Annotated in this window: 28 protein-coding genes; 2 read left to right on the forward strand and 26 right to left on the reverse strand. The window is 68.9% G+C overall.

Annotation, left to right across the window (positions count from 1 at the left end; genetic code table 11):
- Positions 1–123 precede the first annotated feature (123 nt).
- The 17 genes from rplE to ACIQID_RS15450 form a co-directional block, all read right to left on the reverse strand.
- Complete coding sequence (rplE, locus tag ACIQID_RS15370) at positions 124–714, reverse strand: 50S ribosomal protein L5 (RefSeq protein ID WP_025102397.1); 591 nt, start codon at positions 712–714, stop codon at positions 124–126.
- Complete coding sequence (gene rplX / locus ACIQID_RS15375; RefSeq protein ID WP_312675632.1) at positions 714–1,073, reverse strand: 50S ribosomal protein L24; 360 nt, start codon at positions 1,071–1,073, stop codon at positions 714–716. The genes rplE and rplX overlap by 1 nt, the downstream gene beginning before the upstream one ends.
- Positions 1,074–1,075: 2 nt before the next feature.
- Positions 1,076–1,444 (reverse strand): 50S ribosomal protein L14, encoded by a 369-nt coding sequence (gene rplN / locus ACIQID_RS15380; RefSeq protein WP_025102399.1) that lies wholly within the window; start codon positions 1,442–1,444, stop codon positions 1,076–1,078.
- Positions 1,441–1,758, reverse strand: a complete 318-nt coding sequence (gene rpsQ / locus ACIQID_RS15385) for a 30S ribosomal protein S17 (RefSeq protein ID WP_025102400.1) — start codon at positions 1,756–1,758, stop codon at positions 1,441–1,443. Before rpsQ ends, rplN begins: the two co-directional genes overlap by 4 nt.
- Positions 1,758–2,075, reverse strand: coding sequence for a 50S ribosomal protein L29 (gene rpmC, locus ACIQID_RS15390; RefSeq protein ID WP_025102401.1), 318 nt, complete (start codon positions 2,073–2,075; stop codon positions 1,758–1,760). Before rpmC ends, rpsQ begins: the two co-directional genes overlap by 1 nt.
- A complete protein-coding gene (gene rplP, locus ACIQID_RS15395; RefSeq protein ID WP_025102402.1) occupies positions 2,075–2,494 on the reverse strand; it encodes a 50S ribosomal protein L16 in 420 nt (139 codons plus the stop codon). Before rplP ends, rpmC begins: the two co-directional genes overlap by 1 nt.
- On the reverse strand, positions 2,494–3,246 hold the full coding sequence (rpsC, locus tag ACIQID_RS15400; RefSeq protein WP_025102403.1) for a 30S ribosomal protein S3: 753 nt from the start codon (positions 3,244–3,246) through the stop codon (positions 2,494–2,496). Before rpsC ends, rplP begins: the two co-directional genes overlap by 1 nt.
- Positions 3,246–3,644: a 50S ribosomal protein L22 gene (gene rplV, locus ACIQID_RS15405; RefSeq protein WP_025102404.1), complete on the reverse strand. Its 399-nt coding sequence runs from the start codon at positions 3,642–3,644 to the stop codon at positions 3,246–3,248. Before rplV ends, rpsC begins: the two co-directional genes overlap by 1 nt.
- A gap of 25 nt (positions 3,645–3,669) precedes the next feature.
- Positions 3,670–3,951, reverse strand: coding sequence for a 30S ribosomal protein S19 (rpsS, locus tag ACIQID_RS15410; protein ID WP_017201589.1), 282 nt, complete (start codon positions 3,949–3,951; stop codon positions 3,670–3,672).
- A gap of 12 nt (positions 3,952–3,963) precedes the next feature.
- Positions 3,964–4,803 carry a 50S ribosomal protein L2 gene (gene rplB / locus ACIQID_RS15415; protein ID WP_130498099.1) on the reverse strand — a complete coding sequence of 280 codons (840 nt, stop codon included), beginning with the start codon at positions 4,801–4,803 and terminating at the stop codon, positions 3,964–3,966.
- A gap of 20 nt (positions 4,804–4,823) precedes the next feature.
- Positions 4,824–5,147, reverse strand: coding sequence for a 50S ribosomal protein L23 (rplW, locus tag ACIQID_RS15420; RefSeq protein ID WP_025102406.1), 324 nt, complete (start codon positions 5,145–5,147; stop codon positions 4,824–4,826).
- The gene (gene rplD, locus ACIQID_RS15425) at positions 5,144–5,806 is read right to left on the reverse strand and encodes a 50S ribosomal protein L4 (RefSeq protein ID WP_187662253.1); all 663 of its coding nucleotides are present in this window, start codon (positions 5,804–5,806) and stop codon (positions 5,144–5,146) included. Before rplD ends, rplW begins: the two co-directional genes overlap by 4 nt.
- A 2-nt stretch (positions 5,807–5,808) precedes the next feature.
- Positions 5,809–6,468: a 50S ribosomal protein L3 gene (gene rplC, locus ACIQID_RS15430; protein ID WP_062632874.1), complete on the reverse strand. Its 660-nt coding sequence runs from the start codon at positions 6,466–6,468 to the stop codon at positions 5,809–5,811.
- A gap of 8 nt (positions 6,469–6,476) precedes the next feature.
- Positions 6,477–6,785: a 30S ribosomal protein S10 gene (rpsJ, locus tag ACIQID_RS15435; protein ID WP_017201594.1), complete on the reverse strand. Its 309-nt coding sequence runs from the start codon at positions 6,783–6,785 to the stop codon at positions 6,477–6,479.
- A gap of 865 nt (positions 6,786–7,650) precedes the next feature.
- Complete coding sequence (locus ACIQID_RS15440) at positions 7,651–7,863, reverse strand: hypothetical protein (RefSeq protein WP_249521568.1); 213 nt, start codon at positions 7,861–7,863, stop codon at positions 7,651–7,653.
- A gap of 33 nt (positions 7,864–7,896) precedes the next feature.
- Entirely contained in the window at positions 7,897–9,219 is a 1,323-nt protein-coding gene (locus tag ACIQID_RS15445) for a hypothetical protein (RefSeq protein ID WP_400286703.1), read from the reverse strand.
- Complete coding sequence (locus ACIQID_RS15450) at positions 9,216–11,027, reverse strand: DUF4012 domain-containing protein (RefSeq protein WP_331202037.1); 1,812 nt, start codon at positions 11,025–11,027, stop codon at positions 9,216–9,218. The genes ACIQID_RS15445 and ACIQID_RS15450 overlap by 4 nt, the downstream gene beginning before the upstream one ends.
- Before the next feature lie 90 nt (positions 11,028–11,117).
- On the opposite strand from ACIQID_RS15450, the gene ACIQID_RS15455 reads away from it, so the two are divergent.
- Both ACIQID_RS15455 and ACIQID_RS15460 read left to right on the forward strand, forming a co-directional pair.
- Complete coding sequence (locus tag ACIQID_RS15455; protein ID WP_312675641.1) at positions 11,118–12,371, forward strand: nucleotide sugar dehydrogenase; 1,254 nt, start codon at positions 11,118–11,120, stop codon at positions 12,369–12,371.
- Positions 12,368–13,522, forward strand: a complete 1,155-nt coding sequence (locus ACIQID_RS15460; protein WP_400286707.1) for a hypothetical protein — start codon at positions 12,368–12,370, stop codon at positions 13,520–13,522. Before ACIQID_RS15455 ends, ACIQID_RS15460 begins: the two co-directional genes overlap by 4 nt.
- Here the strand turns inward: ACIQID_RS15460 and ACIQID_RS15465 are convergent.
- Genes ACIQID_RS15465 through ACIQID_RS15505 form a run of 9 tightly spaced genes read right to left on the reverse strand, consistent with a single transcriptional unit; the run spans position 13,501 to position 23,076 of the window.
- Positions 13,501–14,523: a hypothetical protein gene (locus ACIQID_RS15465; protein WP_400286710.1), complete on the reverse strand. Its 1,023-nt coding sequence runs from the start codon at positions 14,521–14,523 to the stop codon at positions 13,501–13,503. The genes ACIQID_RS15460 and ACIQID_RS15465 overlap by 22 nt on opposite strands.
- Complete coding sequence (locus tag ACIQID_RS15470) at positions 14,520–15,851, reverse strand: O-antigen polymerase (RefSeq protein ID WP_400286713.1); 1,332 nt, start codon at positions 15,849–15,851, stop codon at positions 14,520–14,522. The genes ACIQID_RS15465 and ACIQID_RS15470 overlap by 4 nt, the downstream gene beginning before the upstream one ends.
- A complete protein-coding gene (locus ACIQID_RS15475) occupies positions 15,848–16,984 on the reverse strand; it encodes a glycosyltransferase family 4 protein (RefSeq protein WP_400286716.1) in 1,137 nt (378 codons plus the stop codon). The genes ACIQID_RS15470 and ACIQID_RS15475 overlap by 4 nt, the downstream gene beginning before the upstream one ends.
- Positions 16,981–17,913 carry an NAD-dependent epimerase/dehydratase family protein gene (locus ACIQID_RS15480; RefSeq protein ID WP_312675647.1) on the reverse strand — a complete coding sequence of 311 codons (933 nt, stop codon included), beginning with the start codon at positions 17,911–17,913 and terminating at the stop codon, positions 16,981–16,983. Before ACIQID_RS15480 ends, ACIQID_RS15475 begins: the two co-directional genes overlap by 4 nt.
- Complete coding sequence (locus ACIQID_RS15485; protein ID WP_400286720.1) at positions 17,910–18,572, reverse strand: NeuD/PglB/VioB family sugar acetyltransferase; 663 nt, start codon at positions 18,570–18,572, stop codon at positions 17,910–17,912. The genes ACIQID_RS15480 and ACIQID_RS15485 overlap by 4 nt, the downstream gene beginning before the upstream one ends.
- Entirely contained in the window at positions 18,565–19,191 is a 627-nt protein-coding gene (locus ACIQID_RS15490) for a sugar transferase (RefSeq protein WP_312675650.1), read from the reverse strand. The genes ACIQID_RS15485 and ACIQID_RS15490 overlap by 8 nt, the downstream gene beginning before the upstream one ends.
- A complete protein-coding gene (locus tag ACIQID_RS15495) occupies positions 19,188–20,324 on the reverse strand; it encodes an aminotransferase class I/II-fold pyridoxal phosphate-dependent enzyme (protein ID WP_331202045.1) in 1,137 nt (378 codons plus the stop codon). Before ACIQID_RS15495 ends, ACIQID_RS15490 begins: the two co-directional genes overlap by 4 nt.
- Complete coding sequence (locus ACIQID_RS15500) at positions 20,321–22,135, reverse strand: polysaccharide biosynthesis protein (RefSeq protein ID WP_400286725.1); 1,815 nt, start codon at positions 22,133–22,135, stop codon at positions 20,321–20,323. Before ACIQID_RS15500 ends, ACIQID_RS15495 begins: the two co-directional genes overlap by 4 nt.
- Positions 22,132–23,076 carry a hypothetical protein gene (locus ACIQID_RS15505; protein ID WP_331202047.1) on the reverse strand — a complete coding sequence of 315 codons (945 nt, stop codon included), beginning with the start codon at positions 23,074–23,076 and terminating at the stop codon, positions 22,132–22,134. Before ACIQID_RS15505 ends, ACIQID_RS15500 begins: the two co-directional genes overlap by 4 nt.
- Positions 23,077–23,257: the final 181 nt, after the last annotated feature.

Here is a 23,257-nt window from a genome sequence, read left to right on the forward strand (position 1 = left end):
CTTTCGATCATGAGGTTCCGGCTGCCGTTACACGACAGACGGCCTGCGATGAGCACGCAATCTTCAATTGTACGTGCACATCGACGGGCTCAGTGACACGAGACCACTGAGCCCGTCGAAGGGTCACGCCTGGGCGTCGTCCGCGCGGAACGGGAAGCCGAGGTGACGGAGCAGCGCCCGGCCCTCGTCGTCCGTCTTCGCCGAGGTCACGACGGTGATGTCGAAACCACGGACGCGGTCGATCTTGTCCTGATCGATCTCGTGGAACACGCTCTGCTCCTGGAGACCGAAGGTGTAGTTGCCGTTGCCGTCGAACTGCTTGGCCGACAGACCGCGGAAGTCGCGGATGCGGGGCAGCGCGAGCGAGACCAGGCGGTCCACGAACTCCCACGCACGGTCGCCACGGAGGGTGACGTGCGCGCCGATGGCCTGGCCCTCGCGCAGCTTGAACTGCGCGATGGACTTGCGGGCCTTGGTGACGATCGGCTTCTGGCCGGTGATCTTGGTGAGGTCGTCGACCGCCCCATCGATCACCTTGCTGTCGCGAGCAGCCTCGCCGACACCGGTGTTCACGACGACCTTGACCAGGCCGGGGATCTGCATGACGTTCTCGTAGCCGAACTCGTCCTGCAGAGCCTTCTTGATCTCGGCGTTGTACTTCGCCTTCAGGCGGGGCTGGATCTTGCCAGCCACCGCAGCGTCGGTCGTTGCCATCAGAGGTCCTTACCGCTCTTCTTCGCGAAGCGCACGCGGACGGTGCGCTTCACGCCGTCCTTGGTCTGCTCCTCGACCCGGTGGCCGACCTTGGTCGGCTTCTTGGTCGAGGGGTCGACGAGTGCGACGTTCGAGATGTGGATGGGCGCCTCGACGGTCTCGAGACCACCCGTCTTCGTGCCACGCTGCGTCTGACCGACGCGCGTGTGCTTGGTGACGTAGTTCACGCCTTCGACGACGACGCGGTTCTGCTCGACGAGGATGTCGAGAACCTTGCCCTGCTTGCCGCGGTCGCCACCACGCTCGGGCTTGGCGCCCGAGATGACCTGAACCAGGTCGCCCTTCTTGATCTTCGCCATGATCAGATGACCTCCGGTGCCAGCGAGACGATCTTCATGAACTTCTTGTCGCGAAGCTCACGGCCGACCGGCCCGAAGATACGGGTGCCGCGGGGCTCCCCGTCGTTCTTCAGGATCACGGCGGCGTTCTCGTCGAACTTGATGTAGGAGCCGTCGGGACGACGGGTCTCCTTCTTGGTGCGGACGATGACCGCCTTGACGACGTCGCCCTTCTTGACGTTGCCACCGGGGATCGCGTCCTTGACGGTCGCGACGATGGTGTCGCCCAGACCGGCGTACCGGCGGCGCGAGCCACCGAGCACGCGGATCGTGAGCAGCTCCTTGGCGCCGGTGTTGTCGGCGACCTTGAGACGGGACTCCTGCTGAATCACTTGGCCTTCTCCAGAATCTCCACCAGACGCCAGCGCTTCGTGGCGCTCAGCGGGCGGGTCTCGTTGATCAGGACCAGGTCGCCGATGCCGGCGGAGTTCGCCTCATCGTGCGCCTTGACCTTCGACGTCCGGCGGATGACCTTGCCGTAAAGCGGGTGCTTCACGCGGTCCTCGACCTCGACGACGATCGTCTTGTCCATCTTGTCGCTGACGACATAGCCACGACGGGCCTTGCGGTACCCGCGGGCGTCGGCGTCGCGCACGTCGTGAGCGGCGTGCTCAGCCTCGACGGCGGCTTCCTTCTTGGTGGCCATCACTCAGCCTCTTCCTTCGGGGCGTCCTCGGCGGCGTCCGCCTTCTTCGCCTTCGACTTGGTCGCCTTCTTCGCGGGAGCCTCGACCGGAGCGGGCGTCGCACGGATGCCCAGCTCGCGCTCGCGGATCACCGTGTAGAGGCGCGCGATGTCGCGCTTGACGGCGCGGATGCGGCCGTGGCTCTCCAGCTGGCCGGTGGCCGACTGGAAACGGAGGTTGAACAGCTCCTCCTTGGCCTTGCGCAGCTCCTCAACGAGGCGCTGGTCTTCGAACGTGTCGAGCTCTGCCGGAGCGAGCTCCTTGGTGCCGATCGCCATTACGCGTCGCCCTCCTCGCGCTTGATGATGCGTGCCTTGAGCGGCAGCTTGTGGATTGCACGGGTCAGTGCCTCGCGAGCGAGCTGCTCGTCGACACCCGCGACCTCGAAGAGGACGCGGCCCGGCTTGACGTTGGCGACCCACCACTCGGGGGAACCCTTACCGGAACCCATGCGGGTCTCGGCAGGCTTCTTCGTGAGCGGACGGTCCGGGTAGATGTTGATCCACACCTTGCCGCCACGCTTGATGTGACGGGTCATCGCGATACGAGCGGACTCGATCTGACGGTTCGTCACGTACGCGGGGGTGAGGGCCTGGATGCCGAACTCGCCGAAGGAGACCTTCGTGCCGCCGGTGGCCTGACCCGAGCGCCCCGGGTGGTGCTGCTTGCGGTACTTGACCTTACGGGGGATGAGCATTATGCCGACGCTCCTTCTGCAACAGGTGCCTCGTTGCGCGGGGCACGGCGGCGGTCACCACGGTCGTCACGGCGCGACTTCGGCGCGTTGGCCTGCTCGCGCGCGAGCTCCTTGGCGGTGAGGTCGCCCTTGTAGATCCACACCTTCACGCCGATGCGGCCGAAGGTGGTCTTGGCCTCGTAGAAGCCGTAGTCGATGTTCGCGCGCAGCGTGTGCAGCGGCACACGACCCTCGCGGTAGAACTCCGACCGGCTCATCTCGGCGCCGCCGAGACGGCCCGAGACCTGGATGCGGATGCCCTTGGCGCCGGCGCGCTGCGCGCCCTGCAGACCCTTGCGCATCGCGCGACGGAACGCCACGCGAGCCGAGAGCTGCTCGGCGATGCCCTGGGCGACCAGCTGAGCGTCGGCCTCGGGGTTCTTGACCTCGAGGATGTTCAGCTGGATCTGCTTGCCCGTGAGCTTCTCGAGGTCGCCGCGGATGCGCTCGGCCTCTGCACCACGACGACCGATCACGATGCCCGGACGGGCGGTGTGGATGTCGACGCGGACGCGGTCACGGGTGCGCTCGATCTCGATGTTCGAGACGCCGGCACGGTCGAGCTGCGTCTGCAGCAGGCGACGGATCTTGATGTCCTCGGCCACGTAGTCGGCGTAACGCTGACCCGGCTTCGTCGAGTCGGAGAACCAGCGCGACACGTGGTCCGTGGTGATGCCGAGGCGGAAGCCGTACGGGTTGACCTTCTGTCCCATTACTTGCTCGCCTTCTTGTTGCTGTCGCCGGCCGCGGCAGGAGCCGCCTCCGGCGTCGAGAGCACGACCGTGATGTGGCTCGTGCGCTTCTTGATCTGGAAAGCGCGACCCTGTGCACGGGGCTGGAAACGCTTGAGCGTCGTGCCCTCGTCCACGTACGCGTTCTTCACGTACAGGTCCTGCTCGTCGAGGTACTCGCCGTCACGATCCGCCTTGACCTGCGCGTTGGCCATGGCCGACGCGACAAGCTTGTAGATCGGCTCACTGGCGGACTGCTGAGCGAACTTCAGGATCGCCAGAGCCTCCTGGGCCTGCTTGCCCTTGATGAGCGCGACGACACGACGAGCCTTCTGAGGGGTCACGCGGATGTGTCGCACGCGTGCGATGGACTCCACCATTTCTCTCTCCTCTATCGCCGCCGCGTCAGCGGCGACGGCCCTTCTTGTCGTCCTTCTCGTGGCCGCGGAAGGTGCGGGTGGGCGCGAACTCGCCCAGCTTGTGACCGACCATGGTCTCGGAGACAAACACAGGGATGTGCTTGCGACCGTCGTGGACCGCGATCGTGTGACCCAGCATGGCCGGGATGATCATGGACCGGCGGGACCAGGTCTTGATGACGTTCTTCGTGCCGGCTTCGTTCTGCACGACCACCTTGCGAAGCAGGTGCTCGTCGACGAAGGGGCCCTTCTTGAGACTGCGAGGCATCTTCTCTTACTCCTACTTGCGCTTCTTGCCGGCGTTGCGACGACGCACGATGTACTTGTCGCTTTCCTTGTTGGCGTGGCGGGTGCGGCCCTCGGCCTGACCCCACGGGGAGACGGGGTGACGTCCACCGGACGTCTTGCCCTCACCACCACCGTGCGGGTGGTCGACCGGGTTCATCGCGACACCGCGGACGGTCGGGCGGACGCCCTTCCAGCGCATGCGGCCGGCCTTGCCCCAGTTGATGTTCGACTGCTCGGCGTTGCCGACCTCGCCGATGGTCGCGCGGCAGCGCGCATCGACGTTGCGGATCTCACCGGAGGGCAGACGCAGCTGGGCGTAGGGGCCGTCCTTGGCGACGAGGCGGACCGACGCACCGGCCGAGCGCGCCATCTTCGCGCCGCCACCGGGGCGGAGCTCGATGGCGTGGATGACCGTACCCGTGGGGATGTTCTTCAGCGGGAGGTTGTTTCCCGGCTTGATGTCCGCCGCGGGGCCCGACTCGACGATGTCGCCCTGCTTCAGCTTCGCCGGCGCGAGGATGTAGCGCTTCTCGCCGTCGAAGTAGTGCAGCAGCGCGATGCGCGCGGTGCGGTTGGGGTCGTACTCGATGTGAGCGACCTTGGCGTTCACGCCGTCCTTGTCATTGCGACGGAAGTCGATGACGCGGTACTGGCGCTTGTGGCCACCACCGATGTGACGGGTCGTGATGCGGCCCTGGTTGTTGCGACCACCGGTCTTCGAGAGCGGGCGCAGCAGCGACTTCTCCGGCGTCGATCGGGTGATCTCGGCGAAGTCAGCCACCGACGAGCCGCGACGGCCCGGGGTCGTGGGCTTGTACTTGCGAATAGCCATGATTGTCCTTATCCCCCGGATCAGCCGATTGCCGTGAAGATGTCGATGGTGCCCGACTTCAGGCTCACGATGGCGCGCTTGGTGTCCTTGCGCTTACCGGTGCCGAAGCGGGTGCGACGGGCCTTGCCGACGCGGTTGATCGTGTTGACGGACGCGACCTTGACGCCGAAGATCTTCTCGATGGCGAGCTTGATCTCGGTCTTCGAAGCGCGCGGGTCGACGAGGAAGGTGTACTTGCCCTCGTCGATCAGGCCGTAGCTCTTCTCGGACACGACCGGCTTCAGGATGATGTCGCGCGGGTCCTTGTTCAGGGCCGTCTGGAGAACAGATGCCTGCTCGCTCATGCGGAGACCTCCTGGTTGGCGCCGGACTTGGAGGCGATGAAGCCCTCGAGCGCGGCCTGGGTGAAGACGATGTCGTCGGAGACGAGCACGTCGTAGGCGTTGAGCTGGTCGTACGACAGCAGGTGCACGTTGCCGAGGTTGCGCAGGCTCTTGAGCGCGAGCTCGTCGCCGCGCTCGATGACCACGAGGACGTTCTTCGACGTGGCGACCTGGGCGAGGAAGCCCGCGGCGGCCTTGGTCGACGGCGCGCCGTCGGTGCCGAACGTGTCGATCGCGTGCAGGCGGTCACCGCGGAAGCGGTCGCTGAGCGCGCCCAGCAGGGCGGCCGCGATCATCTTCTTGGGGGTGCGCTGCGAGTAGTCGCGCGGCTTCGGGCCGTGCACGATGCCACCGCCGGTCATGTGCGGCGCGCGGATCGAGCCCTGACGGGCGTTACCCGTGCCCTTCTGCTTGAAGGGCTTGCGGCCGGCACCGGAGACCTCGCCACGACGCTTGGTCGAGTGCGTGCCCTGGCGAGCCGCCGCGAGCTGCGCGACGACGACCTGGTGGATGAGCGGGATGTTCGTCTTGACGTCGAACAGAGCGGCGGGAAGCTCGACCGAGCCTGCCTTCTTGCCGTCTGCCTTGAGGACGTCGAGCGCGAGAGTGGAGTCAGCCATGATCAGGCACCCTTCACTGCGTTGCGGACGTAGACGATGCGGCCGCGAGCACCGGGGACGGCGCCCTTGACGAGCATGAGTCCCTTCTCGATGTCGATGGCGTGCACCGTGAGGTTGAGGACGGTCACGCGCTCGCCACCCATACGGCCGGCCATGCGCATGCCCTTGAAGACGCGGCTCGGGGTCGACGATGCGCCGATGGAGCCGGGCTTGCGGTGGTTGCGGTGTGCACCGTGCGATGCCGAGACGCCCTTGAAGTTGTGGCGCTTCATGACACCGGCGGTGCCCTTGCCCTTGCTCGTGCCGACGACGTCGACGAGCTGGCCGGCCTCGAACGTGCCGTCCACCGTGAGCTCCTGGCCCAGGGTGTAGTCGGCGGCGTCGGCCGTGCGGACCTCGGTCACGTGGCGACGCGGCGTGACGCCGGCAGCCTCGAAGTGAGCCGAGAGGGGCTTGTTCACCTTGCGCGGGTCGATCTGGCCGTACGCGATCTGCACGGCGTTGTAGCCGTCCTTCTCGGGGGTACGGATCTGGGTGACCACGTTCGGCGCGAGCTCGATGACGGTGACGGGAACGAGCTTGCCGTTCTCGTTCCAGACCTGGGTCATGCCGAGCTTGGTGCCGAGCATGCCCTTGGAAACCTTGGAGTTGATGTCAGCCATGTCGAACCTCAGAGCTTGATCTCGATGTTGACGTCGGCCGGCAGGTCGAGACGCATCAGCGAGTCGACGGCCTTGGGCGTCGGGTCGACGATGTCGATCAGACGCTTGTGGGTGCGCATCTCGAAGTGCTCGCGGCTGTCCTTGTACTTGTGGGGCGACCGGATGACGCACACGACGTTCTTCTCGGTCGGAAGGGGCACGGGTCCGACGACGGTCGCGCCCGCACGGGTCACGGTGTCGACGATCTTGCGTGCGGACGTGTCGATGACCTCGTGGTCATACGACTTCAGGCGAATGCGGATCTTCTGTCCCGCCATTGTCTGCTCTCTCTCTTTAAGCGTCTTACCGTCCGAGACCGGGTGGCCTTGGGGCATTGGACGCACGTCGGCGCTGTTCGCGCCTCGGCACTCGTCTTCTCGGGCTCTCGACCTCGCGGTCAGGGAGCCTGTCGAAGAGGCTGCACCACTGTTCTGCTGTCAGCCGCACACCCGAAGGTGACGGATGCCCGACCCCCGCCGCGCACGGCAGTGCCCTCGATGATGAAGGTGTCGGGATTGTGTTCTGCTACCCGCGGCCTAGAACCCTGCAGCCTCCCGGAGGAGGCGCCGTCTATGCACTGCCCTGGCAGTGATCCGGCGCACGCACAGCGGCGACGGAATATCGAACCTGTCTATTCTGCCACGGCGGATTTCACTTCTGCAAACCCGGGCGTGTCGCGCTCACCGGACTCTCAGGGACTCCCCCCTCCGCGCGCGTTCAGCCCGCGGAGGAGCGCGGGGCGAGGCATCCCCATGCCTCGCCCCGCTTGGGGAGGGCGTTCAGTGCGAGGGGGCACACCGAACGCGAGGAATCCAGCGTGAAGGGACGCCGGACGCCTCGACCGAGGGCACGGCGGAAGACCCGCCGCGCAGGCGGGGAGACGCTCAGGCGCACGGAGTGCGCGCGTCGCACGATGATCCCCAAAATCGTTTTCCCCAGATTTCCAACGCGGACGAACCGCGTGATTCGGGAGCCGAACCCCTTCGGCGTCCCCGACCGCAAGATCCCCAGGCGGTCGAGATGATCCTACTCGATGTATCCGCGAATGCGCCACATCCGAGGGCGCCGTGCACCGGCATCCTCCCGACGCGGAAGAGCGGCGGTCCCGATCTCGGGGACCGCCGCTCTCCGGTACATCCGGCTCTACTCGTTGCCGATGCTCTTGTCCGCGCTGTCGCGGATCTCGTCGATCTTGTCGGCCGCGCCGGGTGCGATCTTCTTCGCGAAGTCGGCGACGCCGTCCAGCACCTTGTCGCTGACGTCCTCTGCCTGCTCGCTCTTGACCGCTTCGGCGAGCTTGTCCTTGTTCTGCTCGTACAGGTCCTTGCCCTTGTTGACGGCGTCCTCGATACCCATGATTCCCCTTCGGAGACGATGTGCGATGTGCGCCTAGTCTGCACGAAGCGGCGCGTCGTCACCAGGGGCGGTCGCCCCCAGGGACCACTGTCGAATCGGCGAGTCCGGCCAGAACGCGGCGATCGCGCCGATGAACAGGAAAACCGGCCAGAAGTGGCCGGGCGCCTGCAGCAGAGGGTTGAGTGCGTTAGCCGCGATGACGGCGAGCGCCCCTGCGCCCGTCGTGAAGATCGCCGGCCGCGCGTCGGGTCGGAGTGTGGCGACGCGCACAGCCGCCCAGACAACGAGGACAGCGCTGGCCATGAGAAGCAATGCCCCGGCAACGCCGACCTGGAAGAGGATCAGGTGATACTGCATCTCGAAGGCCCAAGGCCGGTCTTCGCTGCGCGCGTATCCGGGGATCACGGCACCGATCCCATGGCCGAACACCGGCGAGTCCACGAACCCCGCCCACAGTCGACCGACCTGCTCGATCCGCAGGTCCTCATCGGCGGTCCCGCCTCGCCCCGTCATAAGAGCAAACACCCCCGCGCTCATCCGCTGCCCAGCCGGAGTGACGAGAACTCCTGCAACCGCAGCCGCCGCGACGCCGATGGTGGAGATCACGACCCTGATGTGGCGACGGGTGAACCACGCGCGCCCCGCCATGACCACATACACGACGAAGATGAGCACGGGCACCGCGAGCGTCAACGCGAGCGCGGCCCTGCGGGTGCTGACCACGGCTGCCAAGGTCGCGAGTGTGGCGGCCGCGATCATGAGACCGCGCCGGGGAAGCTGACGCCCTCCGAAGAACATCCCGACGATCCAGAGAGGGCCGACCGCGATCAGCGAAGATGCCCCGTACACGCCGACGACCACGTTCGGCCAGACGCCAGAGATGTCGGCGTCGAAAAGAGCGCCGATCCAGCCTGGGGACGTGATCCCCAGGGCGCCAGCCCCCCAGAAGGCGAGCACGATCGCCGCCAGGACGATGGTCGCTACGGCGGCAGCACACAGGAACAGGCGGAGAGTGCGCTGATCGATCTGGCTCGCCCACACCCAGAACAGCAGGGGGGCGGCGACCCAGCTGATGAGCGAGTGAGCGAAGCCGGGGTCACCGATTCCTCCGACGACACCGATCAGCACTGCCACCCCTGCACATCCCGCCGCGACCAGCAGCAGCGGGGGGAAGTGTCGGGGACGGCGGATCAGACGGAGGATGCACCACATCCCGAGCAGGAGCAGCACCGACGCGAGAACAAGATTGTGTCCCACCGGAAACACGATCAGATACACCAGGCACACCGCCGCGATGACATCGCCCATCGCGTCCAGGCGTTGCAGAGTGGGGCGGGCGACCTTCACAGCGGTCACTGGCAGGTGACGGCGTTCTGGGTCAGCGTGGTCGGGGTCACGACGGGGGTCGTGTCGACCTCGATCTTCGTGGGCTGGTCGGAGTCGGCGACGAACTCATAGGTCAGCGTCCGCGTCTCCTGCGGGGCCAGGTAGAGGCGCATCGTGCCGACGGTGAACTCCTGGTCGCGATGCACCTCGTCCCGCGTGAGCGTGGTGTCGGTCCGCTGACCGAGCAGCGAGTACCCCGGAGGCGCGAAGGCGAGGGTCTCCACCTGCATGGAGCCCTTCGGCGTCTCCAGGCCGATGCCCGTGACGTACTCCGGCAGGGACGGCACCGCTGCCGGATCGACGGTGTTGCCCAGCGTCACCGTGACGAACACGTGCCGACGGCCGTCGGCAGCGCAGACCGGCTGACTGACGTCGATCTGCTGCGTCATGTACCGCTGCATCTTCCCGGGGGTCCGGTCGATGAAGTAGACGCCGAAGGCCTCTGCGCCTTCCGCCGCCGTGGGACCGCGGCGGTCGAGCGGCGTCCCGGCGATGAGCTCCTGCTCGGACTCCCGCGAGCTCCAGATCGCGATGCGCCCCTCCTCCGCGGCCAGTCCGAGAACGGAGGACAGCTTCGCGAAGTCGACCTGGCCACCCATGAGCTTCTGCAGCGTGAGGCCCGCGAAGACCTGGTTGATCATGTCGACCTGCGCGGGCTCGTAGGTCTTGTAGAGGTCGCCGAGAAGCATGGCGACCGCGTTCGCGTTGGAGATCTCGAGCCCGCCCGGGATGGCCACGGGACCCGTCGCGACGAGGAGGTAGCTCAGAGCGACGGTGTCGAGAGCGACCACCGCGTCGACCTCCACCCCCTTGGCCTCGCGCCACATGTCCCGCGCGATCTCGAACGTCCGGTCGAAGCGCGGCGAGCGCGTGAGCGCCTGCACGTAGCTTCCGAACAGGTTGCCGTAGAGATCGGCCTCCTCGTCCGTCACCCCTCCGACCGGGGGGAGGAAGTTCGGGAAGTCGCGCCCGGAAGCGGACGACTGGTCGACGATCGAGATCGCACCGTTGTCGATGTGCACCTGGGCGAGGGAGCCGATGGTGCCGCCGCCGGACATCACCTCTCCGTTGTTCTGGAAGATGACCAGGACATCCCGGGGGCCGCCCGCACCGAGGATCTCCGGGAGGGCGTCGATCAGCGGGAGCGCACCGGTGATCGTGGTGCCGGCGGGGCCGAGGATCTTCTCGATGCGATCGACACCGGAGGCGACCGGTCCGAGGAGCGCGTCGCGGTCGACGTCGGCGAGCAGGGCCGACGCGTTGCGGACCGCGTCATCCGCGGAGTGTGCGATGTCGCCGATCCCGCGGATCGCCTCGAGGTCGAGACCGCCGTCGGACGGCCGGAGCGCCGCGATGTCGATGGCGGAGGCCGGCTGCAGGGCCTGGGTGGCCAGCTCCTCGACGGCCGCCGTCGCCATGCGGACGCCGTGGAGGTTCGGTCCCACGACGGGCACCCATTCCAGCGACTCCCAGAGGAATCCGCTCGTCTGCTCGTGGGCGGACGTGGCGGTCTCGGTCAGCTCCTCGGCTGCGGCCTGAGCGCCGGCGGTGTCTCCGGTGGCGATCATCCCCGGGATGCTCTGGGCGAGCGGCACCGAGGCCTCGAGCTTGTCCCTGGCGTCGAGCGCCCGGGGGATGAGAAGGGCGGCGATGACCCCGACGGCGATCAGAAGGGCGAGGACGACTCCGACGATCCAGAGGATGATCCGCGTCCGTCGTCGGCGGCGGCTCGTCTGCTCTCGGTGGGCTCGACGCGCACGTCGGGAGTCTCGGGTCACCGCAATATACTACCGACGTGGACCTGAGCAGCGACGCACACGGCATCGCACGCCCATGGCGGGGTTCGACCACACCATGGAGGAGCGTACGTGAAAGCTGTCATCGTCGGTCAGGGTTATGTGGGGCTCCCGGTCGCCATGCGCGCCGTGGAGGTGGGCATGACGGTCGTCGGCCTGGATGTCGACGCGGTGCGCATCAGCGCCCTGCGCAGCGGTGAGTCGTATGTCGATGACATCTCGACCGCGCAGCTGACCGAGGCGATCGAGACCGGGAGGTACCTCGCCTCGTCCGACTACGACGATGCCGAGGGCTTCGACGTCGCGGTGATCACGGTCCCCACCCCGCTGCGGGAAGGCCTGCCGGACATCTCCTACATCGAGTCCGCCGGAGAGTCGCTGGCGACGCGACTGACCCCCGGAGCGACCGTCGTGCTCGAGTCCACGACGTACCCCGGCACCACCGAGGAGATCCTCGTCCCGCTCCTCGAGGCCGGTTCCGGCCTCGTCGCCGGCCGTGACTTCGCCGTCGGCTACAGCCCGGAGCGCATCGATCCCGGCAACCCGAAGTGGGGCTTCGTCAACACGCCGAAGGTGGTCTCCGGCATCGACGAGGCCTCGCTGGCCCGGGTGAAGGACTTCTACGACCGACTCGTCGACGAGACCGTCCCGGTGACGACGCCGAAGGAGGCGGAGCTCACCAAGCTGCTGGAAAACACCTTCCGCCACGTGAACATCGCGCTGGTGAACGAGCTCGCCGTCTTCGCGCACGATCTCGGCGTCGACATCTGGGAGTCGATCGACGCGGCGGCCACCAAGCCGTTCGGGTACATGAAGTTCACCCCGGGACCGGGCGTCGGCGGGCACTGCCTGCCCGTCGACCCGAGCTATCTCTCCTGGCAGGTGCGCCGCAAGCTCGGACGCAGCTTCCGGTTCGTCGAGCTGGCGAACGACGTCAACGACCACATGCCCGATTACGTCGCGCAGCGGTCGATGGAGCTCCTCAATGAGGACCGGCGCTCGCTCAACGGTTCCACGATCCTGCTCGTCGGTCTCGCCTACAAGCGCGACACTGCGGACATCCGCGAGTCCCCGTCGCTCCGTCTCATCGAACTGCTCACCGCCTTCGGCGCGTCCATCCGGGGTGCGGACGCCCATGTCGAGACGCACCGCTGGCCGGCCGCGGTGGAGCGCGTCGAGTACTCCGCCGCGGAGATCGCCGCCGCCGACCTGGTGATCCTGGTGACCGACCACTCCGACTTCGACCTGAGCCTGCTCCAGGACTCGCCGAACCCGGTGCTCGACACCAAGGGCCGGCTCACGGGCGCCCGGGTCGTTCGTTTGTGAGCTCGCTGCGCCTGATCCTCACGTCATCGGCCGCCGCGGTCGCGACGCTGTCCGTGCAGGTGCTCGGACTCGTCACGCTCGCACCGACCGACTTCGGGCTCTTCTCGATCGTCTACCTCGCCGGGGCGTTCGCGCTGTCCCTGGCCCTCTCCGTCATCTGCGAGGCCGCGACCCGCTCGCGCGTCGAGACCCCCGTGCCCTGGCGCGACTTCGGCGGCGCCTCCACGGAGTTCGCTCTGCTCTTCGCCGCGGTCGCGGGCCTGGTGGTCGCGGTGACCGACTCCGCGCTGAGCCCGTACTGGTGGCTCGTCGCGCTGGCGATCGCCGGCAGCGCCTACCGCTCCACCGCCCGCTTCTACGCGGTCGAGCACGGCGACGCCCGCGGTTCCTTCCTGGGCGACGCCGTGGGGGCGGTCGTCGCGCTCGCGCTGAGCGCGCTCACTCTCCTCCTCCACAACGGAGAGCTCTCGTGGGTGCTCGGCACCTGGGCGGCGTCGAGCATCGCGGCAGCCGTCTTCTCCCCGTGGCCCGCACGGGTGCGTCCCGGGGCGCTGCCCCGCTGGATCCGTCAGCGGCGCGCCGCGATCGCCCCGCTGCTCCGCGACTCTCTCATCATGGACGCCTCGGCCATCGGCACGCCGTACGCACTCGCCCCGATCCTCGGAGTGGGCCCGTTCGGCGTGTACCGCGCGGTCTCGAACGTGGCGGCGCCGGTGCGGCTGCTGCTGAACCCGATCCGCCCCCGCATCGCGCGCCTGCGGATGTCGGCTCCCACCATCGGGCTCGTCCTCGCCGGGGGCATCGCCTTCGGTGCCCTCGCGGCCGCTGCCCTCCTGCTGCTCGGGGCGACCACCTGGCCGTTGGGCACGCTTCGCGACCTCGTGCCCTTCGCCCTCCCGACGGCACTCTTCGTCATGGCGAACATGGTCGGGCACACGTTCTACATCGTCTCCCGCCTCCGCGCCTCCCGCCGCGGCCTCCTCACCGCCCGCCTGGTGCAGACCGCGCTCGGCGTCGTCGGGCCTCTTCTGGGCGCTCTGCTGGCCGGATTGAGCGGGGCGATCTGGGCCTACGCCGTCTCCACGCTCGTGTCTTCCGCGTGCTGGCTCGTCGTGGCCAGGCGCTCCGGTCAGGCGCCGATGACGGCCTGACGCCAGACGGGCTCCCACGCCGAGAAGCTGTAATGCTCGACGACGGCTCGCTGACCCGCGTTCCCCCGATCCCGGTGTCGTTGCGCGCTCTCCCCGAAGAAGCCCAGCAGCGCGTCCGTCCACTCCCCTGGCGCGCGCGGCGCGAGGCCGTCCGCCCGCTGCAGGATCTCGGCGTTGACGCCGACCGGGTCTCCGATCATGGGGAGGGCGGCGGCACCGTACTGCAGCAGCTTGTACCCGCACTTGCCCCGCGCCCACGGGGTGTCCGGAGTCGGCATCAGCCCGATGTCGGCCGTGGCGAGCGCTGATCCGAAGGTCAGCGGGGACCACTCGACCCGGTCGACGAGCGCGTCCAGAGGCCCGAGCGACGCGCGCCCTGCGCTGATGACGGTCAGCCGCATGCCGAGCTCGGTGTGTGCGCGCAGCAGCGCGGGCGCGATGTCGCCGAGGTACCGTTCGGTGGCCGGTGAGCCGATCCACACCGCCCGCGGAGTCTCCTGCGCGGCGAAGTCGGTCTTCCGTGTGTACTGGTCCGGGTCGACGCAGCTGGGGATGACGAGCACGTCGCGGTTCAGCCGGCTCGCCTCCTCGGCCAGGGTCGCATTTCCGGCGATCACCCGATCCGCGGCCGACACCGCCGCCCGCCAGATCGACGCCTTGGGGAAGGGCCCGCGGCGGTCGAGGTAGAGCGCATCGTCGAAGTCGTACACACCCGTGGCCGCGCGGCGGAGCAGCCGCGCCTCCACGCCGCCCCGGCTCAAGGGGCTCGCCTGGCGCGAGACGAGGACCGTCGCGTCTCGGACGGAGGCGCGGCGCAACGCGCTCTCGGCGGCGAGGACCCGCCGGGGATCCCGGAGCAACGTCCGGGGAGAGTTGTTCGCACCGTCGAGATAGGAGTGCGAGATCGCCGGTACGTCCACACGATCCAGCCAGTCGAAGACCCGGACGCGCGCGCTCCCCGCCGCCCGGCCGTAGCTCGTGTACGTGTGCAGCGCGGTCATGTCCGTCCCCTCCTTCGGGCGTTCACGATGCCGAGGACCACGATGATCGCCGCGGTCACGAGGTAGAGGGTGTTGTTGGTCTTCTGCGTGAACGTGGCGAGGAAGAGCGTGGAGACGAGGAGGGCTGCGAGCCACCAGCGCGTCGCCGACGCCCGCCTTGTGGCGAACAGATAGGCGACGAGCGCCCCGATCGCGGCGACGCCCACGGCGACGCCGATGACGCGGCCGTCGCGGTAGAACGGCTCCACCCAGGTGTACACGTTCGTGAGCGTGCCCACGTCGGCGAACGGCGCCACCGGGTTCCAGGTGCGGAAGCCCGGGAGGAAGCTGAGGACCGGTTCGAAGTACGCCGTCCCGAACGTCTGGGGGTTGTAGTCGCCGTACACGACACGCGACCCGCCCGTGGGGGGCCACGCGCCGTTGGTCGAGTCGACCAGCGACAGGAAGGCGGGGACGCCGGCGGTCAGATAGATGAAGGGGCTGGAGAGTCCGGATGCGCTGAGGAGGGGCGAGACGTTGGCACCGACATCGCCCGTCTTGCCCAGCGCGCCGGCGAGCACCTGGAACGCGACGAGCGCGCCGAGACCGATGCCTCCGATCACCGCCACCGGCACCCATCGCCGCCGATACCAGCCACGCGATGCGCCGTCGTCCCGAGCACGACCATACAAGAGCAGCAGCAGCGCACCGATCGCGAGCAGCACCCCGGCGAAGAGGTTCGTGCGCTGCAGGAGCGCGAGCATCGACACCGCGAGCATCGCGGCGCCGGGAACGCGCCACCACCAGGCGAGGCCGCCGCGCACCGAGCCGGGCACGATCAACAGCGCCAGAAGAAGCGGCCCGACGTACATCAGCACGCGGGCCCACAGGGGCACACCCGCGAGGTAGGACTCGGTGGCGCCACGGATCGCGACCGGCTGGAAGAGGAACGTCTCCCAGCCGAACCGCTGGAGGATCGTCCAGAGGTAGGTGGCGAAGCCGACCACATACGCCCCGGACAGGATGAGCAGCGTGCGCCGGCTCACGAGCGCGTGATCGCGCGGGGCGAGGTCCGCCTTCCGCGCGGTACGGGATCCGAGCGCCGCGCCACCCCAGGCGCCGATCGAGAAGAAGACGAGCCCGACGACCAGCACTCCCCACGCCGCGAGGGAGGCGCGGTGGTAGGCGATGAGCCCGGATGCCACGAGCGTGAGCGTGACCGCCCACACGCCGTTGTGCACCGCCACGGGGAGGAACGCGCGGCGAGCGACGAACCAGGTCAGGACGGTGAGCCCGAGGAGCAGGACGACCACGACGAGGGACGCGAGGCCGTTCGGGACGTCGGTCATCGCCGTCCTCGGTCCCGCTCGCCGCGGAGGAAGTCGGCCACTGCGGACTGCACCCCCGCGCGGCCGAAGTTCTCGACCACGAAGTCGCGCCCCGCCGCTCCCAGCCGGGCGGCGAGATCCGGGGCCTCGAGCACGCGGCGCAGTGCGACGGCGAGCTCCGCCGCATCGCCGGCCGGCACGATCAGGCCGGTGCGCTCGGGGATCACGGAGTCGACCGCGCCGGTCGCATCGGTCGTCACGACCGCGACCCCGGTGGCGGACGCCTCCAGCACCACGTTGGGGAAGCCCTCCCGCAGCGTGGGGAGGCAGAGCGCGCGCATCAGCGGATAGTACCCCGACGTGTCCGCCACCGCGCCGAGCACGATCGGTGATCGATGGAGCTGCGCGAACGCGGTCAGCTCCGCGCCGTCGACGCCGCCGACGATCAGCAGCTGATGCACGACCCCCTCCTCGTCGAGGAGACGGCAGGCGTCGGCGAGCACCTCCAGACCTTTGTCGTGGTTCAGCCGGCCGACGAACCCGATCACCGGCACCTGGGGGTCCAGACTGTCGACGTCCGCCGCCCGGGTGTCCGGTGTGAAGCGTTCGACGTCCACCCCGTTCGAACTCCCCCGTCCGAGCACGACGACGCGCGGGGCGCGAGCCAGCCCCAGCGCCAGGACCCGGTCCCGGAGGCTCGGGCTCACCGCGAGCGTCCTCGTCGAGAGGCGGATGGTCAGCCGTTCCATCATGGTGAGGATGCGGCGCATCGTTCCGGTGGCGGTCTCCAGACGCAGGCCGCGCAGGTGGTACACACGCGTGCGCACGCCGAGGATCCGGGCCGCGGTGATCCCCAGCAGTGCCGCCTTCGGGGTGCCGACGAACACGACGTCCGGCCGGATCCGGCGGATCAGCCGCATCCACTCGCGAAGACCGCGGAGATCGCGCCGCAGGTCGATCTCCCGCGCCATCGGAAGGGGATGCACCGTGACGCCGGGGGCCGCGCTCAGGGCATCCAGCCGCTCCCCCGGGGAGCTGACCACGTGCACGTCCCATCCTGCCGCGGCGAGCGTCTGCGGCAGACCGGCCAGCAGCCCGACCGAGACGTCCGCGGTGACCCCGATCAGAATGCGCGCCGGGACGGCTGCGCTCACGAGTCCTTGCTCCGGAACCACGCGACCGTCTTCGCGATCCCTGCCTCCAGCGGCACGGGCTGGACATCCGGGAACAGTTCGCGCAACCGCACGCCGTCCGACTGCGACGCTCTCACGTCACCGCGGCGCGGGTCGACGTGCTCGACGGCGACCGAGGTGCCGATCTCGTGCTCGATCACGGTGATCAGCTCGCGCAGCGACGTGTGGGTGCCGAAGGCGAGGTTCACCGGGTGTTCGGACACCACGCGGTCGCGCACGGCGACCATGAGGGCCTGCGTCACGCTGTCGACGCTCGTGAAGTCTCGGGACTGCAGCCCGTCGCCGTGCACGGTCAGCGGCCGACCGGCGAGCGCCGCGTCCAGGAAGCGGGGGATGACGGCGGCATAGACGTGGTCCGCCGGCTGATACGGCCCGTAGACGTTGAAGAAGCGGAAGGCCAGCGTGGGCAGGCCGTACGAGTACTGGTAGGCCAGCACGTACGCCTCTCCCCCGAGCTTCGTCGCGGCGTACGGGCTCATCGGCCGGGTCCAGTCGAACTCCGACTTCGGCAGTGCCGGATTCGCACCGTAGACGGAGCTCGACGACGCCATCACCACGTATGCGTTCTCCCGCCGCGCGGCCTCGAGCACGGTGAGCGTGCCGGTCAGGTTGGCGACATGTGACGCCATCGGGTCGTCGATGGAGCGCGGCACGCTGCCGAGCGCCCCGAGGTGCACGATCGCGTCCGCGCCCGCCGACGCCGCGGCGACCGCCTCGGCATCCGCGACCGAGCCGCGGTGCACCGTCGCGTCGGTGCCCGACAGGTTCGTCTCCCGCCCGGTGCTGAAGTCGTCGAGGACGTGGACGTCGACCTCCGGGGCCTCGGCGTTGAACCGGCGCACGAGGTTGGAACCGATGAAGCCGGCTCCGCCGGTGATGAGGACCTTCACGAGCTGTGACTCTTTCCTGTCGTTTGGTGGACGCGGGCGGGGACCCCCACCAGTGTCACCCGCGGCGGGGCGTCCTTCGTGACACAGGCCGCGGCGCCGATCGTCGCGCCTTCGCCGATGCGCAGCCCCTGGAGGACGACGGCGTTGGCGCCGACGAGAACCTGCGCCTCGATATGCACGTCTCCGGAGACCACGGCGCCGGGATTCACCGAGACGGCATCGTCCAGGACGCTGTCGTGCCCGACGATCGCGCCCGGATTCAGGTGCCCGTGGCGTCCGATCCGGACGTTCGTCGAGACCAGCGCCCCGGCGCAGACCACCGAGCCCGCGGCGATCGTGGTGCGCGACCCGATGGAGGCTCCGGGATGGACCAGCGTGACGGCGCGATCGTCTTCCACGCGCGAGGCGAGGGCGGCACGCTGCACCGGCGCGCCGACGGCGATGACGACGCCGGCGTCGGGGAAGGCGGTCAGCACCTCATCGATGCCGCCGAGGTGGCGGTGACCGCGCTCGCTCAGGCGCTGCAGCGCGAGGTCGCGGGGGGCGTCGTCGGCGAAACCCCGCACCGTGTACGTCGGGGCGACTGCGTTGATCGCCTCGACGACGTCCAGGGTCTCGCGGGCGAACCCGCCGGCGCCGAGGATGACGAGGTCACGCATCGACGTCCCTCCGCTCGGGGCGGAACTCCGGCATCGTGGCGTGGCCCTGGGCACTGACGCCGTCGCGGCGCACGACGACGGCCACCGTGCGCCAGAGGATCCAGAGATCCAGGCGCAGGGAACGCCGGTCCACGTAGTGCACGTCGAGCTGGAACCGCTCGTCCCAGTCGACGGCGTTCCTCCCGCTCACCTGCGCGAGACCGGTGACCCCCGGTCGCACCTCATGCCGACGCGCCTGCTCCGGGGTGTAGCGGTCGAGGTAGGAGACGAGGAGCGGACGCGGGCCGACCAGGCTCATGTCGCCGCGGAGCACGTTCCAGAACGTCGGCAGCTCATCCACGCTCGTGCCGCGGAGCAGCCGGCCGAGACGGGTGAGCCGGTCCTCATCGCTCGCGACCCCGCGGTGCGGATCGATCGGGCGCATCGTGCGGAACTTGTAGAGCGTGAAGATCTCCCCGTTCCGGCCGGGACGCGGCTGCCGGAAGACCACCGGGCGACCGAGCCGCGCGAGGATCAGGATCGCGACGACGACCTGCAGGGGCAGGGAGACGATCAGCACGACGGCAGCGACCAGGACGTCCCCCGTCCGCTTCAGCGCGTCGGAGACGATACGGCTCATGCCCGTTCCACCAGGAACTCGCGGATCAGGCCCTGCACACGGTGCATCTGCTCATCCGAGAGCGCCGAACCGGAGGGCAGGGTGATGCCTGTCCGGAAGAACCGCTCGGCGACTCCGGTGACCGCGGCGGGAGCAGCGGCGAACACCGGCTGCAGGTGCATCGGCTTCCACAACGGCCGCGACTCGATGTCGTGCGCGCCCAGGTGCGCGGAGAGCTCCGACGCGTTCCAGCCGGTCACGGCTTCGTCGACGAGCACCGCGGTGAGCCACGCGTTGTCGTCCGCATCGTCGTCGCCGCCGAAGATCGTGACGCCGTCCACTTCGGCGAAGAGCGCCCGATACTCGTCGCGCCAGCGGTGGCGACGCGCGATCATGTCGTCGAGCCGGGAGAGCTGCGCGCGCCCGAGTGCCGCGAGCAGATTGCTCAGGCGGTAGTTGTACCCGATCTCGGTGTGCTCGTAGTGCGCCACCGGCTGCCGGGCCTGGGTCGCGAGGTAGCGGACCCGGTCGGCCAGTTCCGCGTCGTCAGTCAGCAGCATCCCGCCGCCGGACGTGGTCATGATCTTGTTGCCGTTGAAGGAGACCACCGAGGCCGTCCCGAAGCTCCCCGCCGCGCGGCCGTGACGTCGGGCGCCGAGCGACTCTGCCGCGTCGGCGAGCACCGGAATGCCGTACTGACGGCCGAGGTCTTCGATGGCCTCCATGTCGGCCACCTTGCCGAGCAGGTCGACGGGGACGATCGCGGCCGCCGGCGTGCCCTGGCCGGCGAGCTCCGCGAGGACGGAGGCCAGCAGCACCACGTCCATGTTCCCCGTCTGGGGGTCGGCGTCGATGAAGTGGGGCGTCGCACCGGTGTAGGCGATGGCGTTCGCGGTGGCGGCGAACGTGAAGCTCGAGGTGATGACCACATCCCCGGCACCGACGCCGAGGGCGAGGAGACCCAGGTGGAGCCCCGCGGTCCCCGAGCTCAGAGCCACGGCGTGCCGGGCGCCGACCCGCGTGCTCAGCTCACGCTCGAACGCGTCGACGTCGGGCCCCAGCGGCGCGACCCATCCGGAGCGCAGCGCCGCGAGGATCGCCTGCTCCTCCCGCTCGCCGACGTCCGGGGAGGACATGTAGATGCGATCACTCATCGCTGGAGTTCTCCTTCTCGCCCGAGCACGGACCCGGGTGCGACCTCTTCCGCGGGGCGTAGTCGTCGGATCCACCCGTCGAGGTCGAGCGCCTGAGGGCTGATGCTCCCGATCGAGGTGTGCTGGATCTGGGGGTGGAACGGCCGCTCGACGACCTCGTCGGCTCCGATCAGCTCCTCGTGGAGCTTCTCCCCCGGTCGCAGGCCGGTGTAGACGATCTCGATGAACTCGCCGGACATCGCGATCATGCGCTGGGCGATGTCGAGGATCCGCACGGGCTCGCCCATGTCGAGGATGAGGACCTCGCCGGGACGGCCGATACCGCCCGCCTGGACGACGAGCTGACACGCCTCCGAGATCGTCATGAAGTACCGCGTGACCTCGGGGTGCGTCACCGTCACCGGGCCGCCGGCCTCGATGAGGGTACGGAACATCGGGAGCATCGAGCCCCGACTGCCGATGACGTTGCCGAACCGCACGGACAGGTACCGGCGCCCTGAGGTGTTCGCCGCCCACACCGTGAGCTTCTCGGCGACGCGCTTCGAGTGTCCGAGCACGCTCGACGGGTTCGCCGCCTTGTCCGTGGAGATGTTGACGAAGGTGTCGACATCGACGTCGAGGGCGGCTTCGAGCACGTTGCGGGTGCCCAGGACGTTCGTCTTCCAGGCCTCCTCGGGGTACTGCTCGAGCATGGGGAGGTGCTTCAGCGCCGCCGCATGGAAGACCACCTGCGGGCGGTGCCGACGGAAGATCTCGCGCAACGACTCCACATCGCGGATGTCGGCCAGGACCACGTCGTCGGTGTCGAGCAGGCCGTGGCCCGAGATGCTGAGCTGGCTGCCCTGGAGTCCGCTCTCGTCGCGGTCGAGCATGATGAGGGTCTCCGGGCCGAACTGCGCGAGCTGGCGGCACAGCTCGCCTCCGATCGACCCGCCGGCACCGGTCACGAGCACGCGCTTCCCGGTCACGTACCCGGCGATGGACTTGACGTCCGTGTCGACGGGCTGACGACCGATGAGGTCCTCGATGCTCACGTCGCGCAGGTCGCGGATCCGGCTCGCGCCCTGCAGCACCTTGTCGAGTTCGGGGAGGACGAGCACGTTCAGGCCGGCGGCGGTGCCGGCGTCGGTGGCGCGACGCAGCAGGGGCGCATCCGCGCGTCCGACGGCGATGATGAGCTCGGTCGCTCCGCTGACCTCGACGGCGGCGTTCAGCTGGGAGAGCGTGCCCAGCACGGGGACGCCCTTCACCCGCAGGTTGCGCTTCTTCAGGTCGTCGTCGATGAGGCCCACGGGGTTGAAGACGGGATCCTGTGTCTCGTTCAGCATCCGGCTGATGAGCTGCTGCCCCACCCAGCCGGCGCCGAAGACGAGCACCTTGCGGGATGCCGCGGGGGCCTCCTTGGCGTTCCGGGTGAAGACGAGGGGCACGTAGCGGAAGACGAGCATGAGGATCAGCGCGATGGCGGTGGCCGAGAGCGCGCTGCGGAGCGCTTCCGCCGGCTGTCGCATCCACACCAGCAGGGCGCCGCCCAGGAGGACCCCGACGATGAGCGCGGTCACGCCGAGAGCACGGACCTCTTCGATCGACCCGTACAGATAGCGTCCGCGGTACAGGTGCAGGAGGAAGCCGGCTGCGAACTGTCCGGCGATGAGGCCGGCGACCACGATCGCGGTGAACGGCCACACGACGGCCGGCACGAGGAAGTCGTAGCGCAGGAGGACAACGAGCAGCCCTGCCACCGTCCACGCGAGTCCGTCGAGCGCGAAGAGACTCGCCTTGCTCCGCCCTGGCTCATCCACCGTGCTCATGCGCGTGCTCCGTTCCCGGGATCGCTCACGGTGCTCGTCGCACGCCGGCGCGCTCCGCTGCCGAGGACGATCACGCCGCGCAGGTTCGCGACGCCCTCGCGTCGGAGGTGGCCCAGGGTGTCCGCGGCACGTCTGCTGGTCTCGCCGATCTTCATGAGGAGCACGAGGGCCCCGTCGCGCTGGAGGGCACCGGCATCCGGCAGGCCCTTCCGGGACAGCGGCAAGCGCACGACGGTCAGCCCTGCGGGCCCCGCCTCGATGCGCTCCACCACCTCGGAGGCGTCGATCGTGGCGTCCACGGGCAGCAGGGCGATGACCCGCCCCTCCCCCGCCCACACGCTGGTGAGCATCTGGAGCTCATGGGTCTGCTCTGGCGTGAGCGCGCCGCTCGGGAGCGCATAGGCCGGGAGTCCGGTCAGGTCGGCCGCATCGGCGACGGAGCGGATCCGGCGGGAGAGCGCGAACCGCAGCGCCACGTAGACGAGCGCGAGCGCGATACCGAGAAGCACCCCGACGGCGAGAGTGGTCGCGACCTGAGGCCGCACCGGCGACTCGGGGATGGCTGCGCCATAGGCGCGAGCACGGACGTCGGAGCCGGCCTGGTCCGCCGCGGTCTCCGCGATCGCGGTCGCCAGATCAGCCGCCAGCCGCGGATCGGTGTGAGTGACCATGATGGCCGTCATCGAGGTGTCGGCGATCCAGGTCGCCGACACGCCGTCGGCGAGCTCCGACCGGTTCACGTCAAACTTCTCGGCCACCGTCGCGATCACGCTCGCGGAACGCGCCCGGACCGCTGCGTTCGTCGCCACGGTGCGGGGCACGAAGTTCGTCGCCCCGGGGTCGGCGCTGAACACGATCTCGGCTTCAGCCTCGTACGCCGGAGGCGTGACCAGGAGCAGCGCCCCCGATCCGATGATGCACAGCAGGAATGCCACGAGCATCCCCAGCCACGCGCGTCTGAAAGCGACGAACCACTCCCCCGGCGACATGCTTCTCCTCTACGAACCACATGGGCACGGTACGACTCTGTAGGAACCGTCATTTTGATATATCGGATCGCCCGACCGGACGTCGTTTCCGGAATCGACGGTTGCACCGCAGCCTTGCGGCGTCTTCATCCTA

Source organism: Microbacterium sp. NPDC091676 (genome assembly GCF_044756645.1).
In the GTDB taxonomy this organism is placed as follows: Bacteria; Actinomycetota; Actinomycetes; order Actinomycetales; family Microbacteriaceae; genus Microbacterium; species Microbacterium paraoxydans_D.

Excerpts from the sequence above, each read along its gene's own strand:
- rplE (WP_025102397.1), bottom strand. The coding sequence starts at position 714 with ATGGCAACGACCGACGCTGCGGTGGCTGGCAAGATCCAGCCCCGCCTG.
- rplX (WP_312675632.1), bottom strand. The coding sequence starts at position 1,073 with ATGGCGAAGATCAAGAAGGGCGACCTGGTTCAGGTCATCTCGGGCGCC.
- rpsQ (WP_025102400.1), bottom strand. The coding sequence starts at position 1,758 with ATGGCCACCAAGAAGGAAGCCGCCGTCGAGGCTGAGCACGCCGCTCAC.
- rpmC (WP_025102401.1), bottom strand. The coding sequence starts at position 2,075 with ATGGCGATCGGCACCAAGGAGCTCGCTCCGGCAGAGCTCGACACGTTC.
- rplP (WP_025102402.1), bottom strand. The coding sequence starts at position 2,494 with ATGCTCATCCCCCGTAAGGTCAAGTACCGCAAGCAGCACCACCCGGGG.
- rpsC (WP_025102403.1), bottom strand. The coding sequence starts at position 3,246 with ATGGGACAGAAGGTCAACCCGTACGGCTTCCGCCTCGGCATCACCACG.
- rplV (WP_025102404.1), bottom strand. The coding sequence starts at position 3,644 with ATGGTGGAGTCCATCGCACGCGTGCGACACATCCGCGTGACCCCTCAG.
- rpsS (WP_017201589.1), bottom strand. The coding sequence starts at position 3,951 with ATGCCTCGCAGTCTCAAGAAGGGCCCCTTCGTCGACGAGCACCTGCTT.
- rplB (WP_130498099.1), bottom strand. The coding sequence starts at position 4,803 with ATGGCTATTCGCAAGTACAAGCCCACGACCCCGGGCCGTCGCGGCTCG.
- rplW (WP_025102406.1), bottom strand. The coding sequence starts at position 5,147 with ATGAGCGAGCAGGCATCTGTTCTCCAGACGGCCCTGAACAAGGACCCG.
- rplD (WP_187662253.1), bottom strand. The coding sequence starts at position 5,806 with ATGGCTGACTCCACTCTCGCGCTCGACGTCCTCAAGGCAGACGGCAAG.
- rplC (WP_062632874.1), bottom strand. The coding sequence starts at position 6,468 with ATGGCTGACATCAACTCCAAGGTTTCCAAGGGCATGCTCGGCACCAAG.
- rpsJ (WP_017201594.1), bottom strand. The coding sequence starts at position 6,785 with ATGGCGGGACAGAAGATCCGCATTCGCCTGAAGTCGTATGACCACGAG.
- ACIQID_RS15440 (WP_249521568.1), bottom strand. The coding sequence starts at position 7,863 with ATGGGTATCGAGGACGCCGTCAACAAGGGCAAGGACCTGTACGAGCAG.
- ACIQID_RS15465 (WP_400286710.1), bottom strand. The coding sequence starts at position 14,523 with ATGACCGCGCTGCACACGTACACGAGCTACGGCCGGGCGGCGGGGAGC.
- ACIQID_RS15470 (WP_400286713.1), bottom strand. The coding sequence starts at position 15,851 with ATGACCGACGTCCCGAACGGCCTCGCGTCCCTCGTCGTGGTCGTCCTG.
- ACIQID_RS15485 (WP_400286720.1), bottom strand. The coding sequence starts at position 18,572 with ATGCGTGACCTCGTCATCCTCGGCGCCGGCGGGTTCGCCCGCGAGACC.
- ACIQID_RS15490 (WP_312675650.1), bottom strand. The coding sequence starts at position 19,191 with ATGAGCCGTATCGTCTCCGACGCGCTGAAGCGGACGGGGGACGTCCTG.
- ACIQID_RS15495 (WP_331202045.1), bottom strand. The coding sequence starts at position 20,324 with ATGAGTGATCGCATCTACATGTCCTCCCCGGACGTCGGCGAGCGGGAG.
- ACIQID_RS15500 (WP_400286725.1), bottom strand. The coding sequence starts at position 22,135 with ATGAGCACGGTGGATGAGCCAGGGCGGAGCAAGGCGAGTCTCTTCGCG.
- ACIQID_RS15505 (WP_331202047.1), bottom strand. The coding sequence starts at position 23,076 with ATGCTCGTGGCATTCCTGCTGTGCATCATCGGATCGGGGGCGCTGCTC.